5 protein-coding genes are annotated in these 6395 nt (G+C 47.2%); 1 reads left to right on the top strand and 4 read right to left on the bottom strand.

Annotation, left to right across the window (positions count from 1 at the left end):
• The coding region (locus QUA45_RS27325; RefSeq protein WP_333222986.1) for an nSTAND1 domain-containing NTPase at window positions 1-829 on the bottom strand (829 nt) is incomplete at its 3' end.
• 454 nt (window positions 830-1283) lie between these two features.
• Between QUA45_RS27325 and QUA45_RS27330 the strand changes: the two genes are divergently transcribed.
• A complete protein-coding gene (locus QUA45_RS27330) occupies window positions 1284-1763 on the top strand; it encodes a hypothetical protein (RefSeq protein WP_333222988.1) in 480 nt (159 codons plus the stop codon).
• Between the two features lie 74 nt (window positions 1764-1837).
• On the opposite strand, the gene QUA45_RS27335 is transcribed toward QUA45_RS27330, so the two are convergent.
• The 3 genes from QUA45_RS27335 to QUA45_RS27345 form a co-directional block, all read right to left on the bottom strand.
• Window positions 1838-2740, bottom strand: a complete 903-nt coding sequence (locus tag QUA45_RS27335; RefSeq protein WP_333222990.1) for a peptidoglycan-binding protein — start codon at window positions 2738-2740, stop codon at window positions 1838-1840.
• A gap of 139 nt (window positions 2741-2879) precedes the next feature.
• Window positions 2880-3725, bottom strand: a complete 846-nt coding sequence (locus QUA45_RS27340; protein ID WP_333222992.1) for a glycoside hydrolase family protein — start codon at window positions 3723-3725, stop codon at window positions 2880-2882.
• 507 nt (window positions 3726-4232) lie between these two features.
• On the bottom strand, window positions 4233-6395 hold a 2163-nt coding region (locus tag QUA45_RS27345), incomplete at its 5' end, for a S8 family serine peptidase (protein WP_333222994.1).

The following is a 6395-nucleotide window of genomic DNA, read 5'->3' on the forward strand; positions in this document are numbered from 1 at the left end:
CAATTAACCAGTTTCCCTCTTTTCGCAATTTGGGAATTAATCCCGCATACACCACAGAAGATTTACCGCTGCCGCTTGGCCCAACCACTGCTACCAAAGGTTGTTTGTGGGTTACTTCTACTAAATTACTGACAAATTTTTCTTGTCCGAAAAAGAAGTCGGCATCTTCTTCGCCAAAGGCAGACAATCCTTGGTAAGGATTGGGTGGAATCACATCTTCATCAGCAATTAAAATATCCTCGATTTCTGAACTAATTAACGTTTTTTTCTTGAAAACAGGAGTTTCCTGCTCTCGGAAGCTCATCATCTGCGAGCAACCTAAGTCGTAGGCTTCTTCTAACGTATATCCAGCAGCGATCGCATCATAAAACCCTACAGCAAATGCAAGGGCTGCTCGATCTCCCACGGCTCGATTCATGCCAATGACATAATTAACGTATTGGCTAATTGCGTCGGCCTGTACTTCGGAATAACAAGCATTGAGAATTACGCAATCTACACCTTTCTGGGCAAACAATTTAAACATACTAGCTAGGGCGTTTGTCTGCACCAGGACCATTTTTCCGGTATCGTCTTCTAGGACAATTCCATCTGCTCCAGCACCATGTCCGCAAAAGTGGACTATGTTGGGTTGATAATCTAAAATAGCTCGGTAAAAGTCACGGGAACGCACGGCCCATTTTTGTTCTAATTTATACTGTTCTCGTTTATTTGCCCGTCGCAATCCTTCGTCAATTTCCCGGATCTCTTGCTCCAATCGCAGGGGAGCGGTATTGGTGGGATTGGCTGCCAGAATTAAAATTGTTTTGACTGTGTTGTTGTTAGTCATGAACTCGGGAAGTGCTCGGGTTTTCTGGAGCTTTTACTTCTGTTTGCTTAAGGAGAGTTATTTTACTTAAACTGATAAAGGTCTTTGTATTTCTATACGGTTCAGTCTTAGTATACCAAACTGGCAATAAAATCTTTGATGTGCGTTAAGTAAATTTACAGTGTGACAGAATGTAAACCTATCATAACCAGTGGGATTGATGTGCTTGAGTTTTTCAACAAATTTAACTGTGTTTGCTTTATTTCCGGTTCGATAGTAACTTTCTGGCGATTTAAATGTTACATACTTAGCAGCAGTTTGGTGGGTCGATCGCACTTTTTTAAAGAATGGTTAAGATTGCCGATGTGTAGCTAGGCATTCGTTAAGCTATATTGACGGGTTTTTACTCATCAGCTTCGCAGGTAAAGGACAATCAGCAATATTCTAGTTAACCATAGTCGGGAGACAAGTAATCATGGCAGAAATTGAAGTTCTTGTAGAAAGTTTGTGGGAACTTGATGAGGATCAGCTAGCAGCACAAATTGGCGATCGCGCTCAAGCCATAGGGGATGATGCGGCTGGACTTGGAACCAGAGGGATAGACTCAGCTTCCCTGGATTCTATTGATGTGAATGTTGCCGCTAGAGCATCGATCGATCCCAGGCTCTTAGAAGCAGGCCAGCGGTTGTTCGATCGCGTTAATCCCTTAGTTTACGACCTGATGTGCAAACCCCTGGGAAACGATCCAGAGACTCAGAAAATCCTGGATGAAGCGATCGGTCAGAATTACACTAAAGCTGCTGGAATGTTAGCTCCTGTTCTCATCTCTGGACTGGGACTTGCTCCTGCTATTGCTACTCTCTTGGCTACCTTAATTGTCAAAAAGATTGCCAATTATACCGCTACTGGAATTTGTGACACTTGGAAGCAAACCCTGCCCAAACCCGCAAGCTGAGCTATAAACGGAACTTCCTCCGCCTTCGGTGGAAGTTCTGTTCCAGGTTTGGTGAACTCGATCGCGCTAACACCTCAAGCCATTTGTTCGCGGGTTTTGAGAGCGACAATTCCGTCGGGCTTCAAACCTTTTTTCTGCTGAAATTCCTTGACGGCTGTATCTGTTGCCGGCCCAAATTCACCATCAACCCCAACTACAACGCCAGCCTTTTTCAAGCCTTCCTGAAGCTTGATTACATCTGAGCCTTCCATTCTGGGCATCGCCAAGCGCAACGTTCTGGGCTTGTCATCCCACGGCGCTTTAGCAAACCCTTGAGCAGGCGATCGATTAAGTGCATCCTCGGTTTGGGGGCCAAAGCCGCCATCCTCGCTAATCTTTGCATCCGGGTTGTTCTGATTCCAAAGCTGCTGAAATGCGAGTATTGAGTTACTGCGAAGATCGATCGTCCCGTCGCCTATGTAGTCGAAGTGAGGCGGATCGCCCGGTAATGGCTGCCAGCCATATTCCATCAAATAAGATTCCCAGCCTCTGGCATCTTCAATGTCGATCGCTAGCCCTGTTTGGTGATTGCTGGTGCCTGGTGGGGCTACAGGATTAGAGTTGTTGAAGCGATCGTTATACAATAACATTTGCTGGGCGATCGTGCGGTAAGCAGAGTTCACCTGCATCGTTTGACCTCGATCTTGAATGGCTCTCTGAAGTGCCTCTTTTGCCGGGGTTTGTACGTAGGGAAAAGCTGCATCTAGCAAGTCTACATTAAGGTCATCAAAACTGACAAAGGCATCTGGCATCATCAGTTGTAGTTGATAAATCAACTGTTGAGATAAGCCATTGACCACCGCAGTCGAAGACATGGGGGCATCTTGGAGCAATCCCGGGAAACTGCCTCTAACTTCCAACATATCCCGTTGGACAAATTCTTCACAGGCTTCGATAATTACAGGTTGATTAAATAGAATGTCGCTTGAGTTAGTCATGGTTTTATCCAATCAATTTGAATTTGGTCAGTCCTGGATTCATAAACTCTATCCGTAGGCGATGCACACCGCACCTTACCTCCACAGAGCTTGTGAAAATTAGTTGATTGTGTCAGTCTAATTGGTTACACAATCGATTTTATAGTCCCAATTCTTTGCGTGTGTGGACACCGACAACACCATCCGCCGTTAGCCCTTTTTGCTGTTGAAACTGTCGCACAGCACGATCGCTATCTTTACCAAAAACGCCATCTGCTGAAACATTTATTCCTGCCGCGATCAGCGCTTCTTGCACTTGACGCACATCCTCACCTTCCATTATTGGCTCCGTAAGTGTGAGAACCCGAACTTCAGGCATTCCTAAAAACAGAGCTTGCTCGGCAAAGCGCCTGCGTGTCAGCCCTGGCCAGGGTTCACCATTGACTTTATTCCACACAGGAAACTGATTGGCTGCTCCTTGATAATCCCCGTTGTTCAATAGCTTCAGAAGAGTTGAACCTCCAAAACCTTCTGTTCCTGGGCCCACGTTGAAACAGAAGCAAACCAGTGCAGAAAACTGGTTGTCATCGATCTCAACTTCAACTGCATCCTCAACATAGGATTCAAACTTTTCTAAATCTTCCCTCAGCAATTCTTCGGCTTGCGTTTGGCTAATAGTCAGTTCTGGATAAACATCATCGCCCGTGTGTCCGTAACCAATTGTCCAAACTCCACCGCCATCATCATAAGCAGTGACTTTACATCCTTCAAAGGTAGTGAGAAGCTTGAAACCTTCTTGATTAATATGCTTTGAACCTCTGCCTTCTACCACATCAGGAGCTTGTTCGTCTGGAGGATGAATATGATATGTTTCAGCCACACTGAAGTTTAAAGCATCAATTAATGCTTTTACTTGCCCATTAGTCTCCGTGACTTTAATAGCTAGGTCGTCTTTGATTTCGTATACGCGACCATCGCCGAAGAGTTCCAACGATCTTTTTGGCATTTGAGTTTTTCCTTTTTACAAGGTAGGTTCAGTCAAAAGAGGCACCTTGAAGATCCGAACGCAAAAGTTTTGGCTATTTTGAAAATGAGTGAAAAAACTCTATTAATTAATGATTTCGATCCCTAGTCTTGGCTTGACGGGTAATTTGGTTATTATATAGGTCTGTTCCACAGTAATGTTCGCGATTGGCGCAAAGCTTTACAAAAATTCATTCACCTTGACAATCGGCTTACCGAATATCTCTGATTCACTACGCGCAGTTTTGGCTCATATTCTGCAGATGTAACTCATCTTATTGCAATAGTCCGGACAGTTTTTAATTCGCAGTCTGAAACCCTGGATTTCCGGGAAAGTAACTCGATATGTAAAGCTATCATCCAAAAAGCGATCGCTTCGTCAGGACTTACGCACAAAGTGCTTTGACTCGCCGCGAATTATAGCTGCTTCAGTCCTCGGATTTTATGAGGACTGAAGTCCGAACGATCGAACCAGTTTTACTGTTCTTAGCTACACAATGTAAGGAGAATCGATCGCCTTTGCCCGATTAATCGCCACCAATGTCTGGTAAATCAAAACCGAAATCTCAGCGCGGGTAATATCCCGCTGCGGCGAAAGCCAATCGCGGGAAGGATAATTAACCACAATCTTCAAAGCAGTTGCTGTGGCGATCGCACTCAAAGCATAATTAGGAATTTGAGAGCGATCGATGTAAACTTTCAAAGAATCAGGATTGCCGCCCTTAAGTTCCAAACCGTTAACCAAAGACACGATCGCCTCAGCCTTCGTCAAATTCTGATTCGGGCCGAACTTCAACCCCGGAAACCCCGCCAAAAACCCCCCCCGATTGGCCCGTTCGATCGCACTTCTCGCCCAAAAAGTAGCAGAAACATCAATAAAATTTGTAGCCGCAACCCTCGGAATCGGACTAAACGCACTCACCAACAGCGCCGCATATTGAGCGCGGTTTAAACTGTCATCAGGCCTAAAAGAACCGTCAGGAAAACCGCTAATTATATTCGCCGCAGCCAAAGCTTCAATAAACTTCTGTGCCCAATGTCCAGAAATATCGCTGAACACCGCACCCCCGATATTCGGATTGCCGCCGCCCTTTCTCACCGCAGCTTGCACAGCTTTAAAAGCATTGACTTTCCCGTAACCAAACCAATCGCTGCGGCCGTTGTTAGGATCGTAATTTCCCATGCGATTGCCCAACTGGGGATCGGGATCGAGATCGACAATTTTCTCAGCAGTTTGTTCGAGAATTCCCCGCACTTCCCGCGCCGTCAAACGGGGGTTAGCCGAAAGTATCAACCCTGCAACCCCAGCGACTACTGGAGTGGCGCTGGAAGTGCCGCCAAAGGTATTCGTGTAGTCCCCCGAATCGTAGCCGGCAACCCCGACTCGATCTGCAGTAAACACCCCCAAACCGGGCAAATACTGCGTCACCTCCGGCGGCGTGCCGATAAATCCGGTTTCTGGCAACCAAGTTCCCGGCGGTGCGTTGTTGCTGGGGGCGCAAACCGAGATGCTGGTGCCCCAATTGCTGTAGGCTGCTTTTTTGTTGAGGGAAGTGGAAGCGCTGACGGCAATTACGTCTGGGTGAACGGCAAATCCTGCCAGCCATCTAGTTTGACCCTCCACGACGTTGTTGGGCCAGCCTTTCTCGTTAATTGTGCCGTTGACTGGGCGGTTGGCATTGCCCGCCGCGAACAGAATAACGCAGCCTCTGCCGCCCCGCCCTTGGGTTGCTGCTTTGGTAATGACGGCACTCTGTCGCAGGGAAAGGGGATAGTAAACTGCTGAAGGCCCCCAACTGCAAGAAATGACGGCGGCACCTTTTTCGATCGCCCAATTAAACATTTTTTCGACAGAATCGTCATCGAGAAAACCCGTGGTACGGATGGGCATCAGGGCGCAGCCGGGGGCGACGCCGACAATGCCTTTGCCGTTTTCTTCAGCAACAGCGACGCCTGCACAACTTGTGCCGTGGTTGTCTGAGTCTGCGACTGGCATCGGGGAAGTGTCGCCGTCTTTGAAATCGATGGGTGAGACAATTTTGCCTTGGCCTTGAAAATCTGGGTGGGTGATGTCTACTGAATCGTCGGCGATCGCAATTACGATCGATCGAACTCCGCGAGTCATGTCCCAAGCTGGTTCGGCATAAATTTGAGCACCGCCGACAAGTTGGTTGCCGCCTTTGTTATTGAGATACCACTGTTTGGGATAAAGCGGATCGCGGGGCGTGTAATGCTGCTGCGTCTCTACTAAAATGTTGGGTTCTGCTACGAGAACTTCTGCATATCTTGTCAAGCGGTTGGCAATTTTGACCGGGTTTTCTGTTGCTTGTTTGGTGACTTCGCACACGAAAGTGTTGGGAATTCCTTCTACTGGCCGGACTATTTTTAAAGCTGCTGCATTGGCGATCGCCTTTCGCGATTGTTCATCTACTTGTGCGCCAAATTGAATCGTAATTTGGTCGGTTAAATAAAAGAATGTACTCGGATTGTTCGCGGGGCAATAGACGTGGCTGGCAAAAGCTACAGCATCGCTGGCGCGGGCTGTTTGCATTGCTGCTTCTAAGCTAGAGGGTGCAACGAGATATTCTTCGAGATTGCTTTGGCCGATGCGGCGGTTGAGTTTTGCCCCAGTTGTTGCAGCCCAATCGTTTGA

The sequence above is a fragment of the Microcoleus sp. Pol12A5 genome, from assembly GCF_036701435.1.
Lineage (GTDB): Bacteria > Cyanobacteriota > Cyanobacteriia > Cyanobacteriales > Microcoleaceae > Microcoleus.

What these genes read in the sequence shown, in the direction of transcription:
- QUA45_RS27330 (WP_333222988.1), top strand. Translation starts at nt 1,284, where the DNA reads ATGGCAGAAATTGAAGTTCTTGTAGAAAGTTTGTGGGAACTTGATGAG.
- QUA45_RS27335 (WP_333222990.1), bottom strand. Translation starts at nt 2,740, where the DNA reads ATGACTAACTCAAGCGACATTCTATTTAATCAACCTGTAATTATCGAA.
- QUA45_RS27340 (WP_333222992.1), bottom strand. Translation starts at nt 3,725, where the DNA reads ATGCCAAAAAGATCGTTGGAACTCTTCGGCGATGGTCGCGTATACGAA.